Below are 263 nucleotides of genomic sequence, written 5' to 3'. Positions count from 1 at the left end.
GAGTATAAGCCCCAGCTCGTTTTCAGTGTCCACGACTGTCTGAACCGCGGATATTTTCAGCTCGCGCGGAAAATCCTCGGCGCGGACAAGGTTCGGTGCGCCACCTATTGCGGCGAGTTTTCCGGCGGCTGGGGTTATTCGCGCAATTGGATTGAGCCGACGGTCGACCTGTATGTCTCGCGGACGTCGACCGCGCGCGACTACGCCGTGAAGAGCGGAATTCCGCTGGAGAAGACGCGCGTGCGGGGCTACCTCATGCAACC

The 263-nt window shown here is 60.8% G+C and carries 1 protein-coding gene; it reads left to right on the top strand.

Annotation, left to right across the window (positions count from 1 at the left end):
- Positions 1-263, top strand: a 263-nt coding sequence (locus SAZ04_RS22330) for a hypothetical protein (RefSeq protein WP_332699837.1), incomplete at both ends; no start/stop codon positions are given.

The sequence above is a fragment of the Halalkalibacter lacteus genome (assembly GCF_036663595.1).
GTDB lineage: Bacteria > Bacillota > Bacilli > Bacillales > Bacillaceae_D > Halalkalibacter > Halalkalibacter lacteus.
This window is presented reverse-complemented; position numbering and strand designations above follow the sequence as displayed.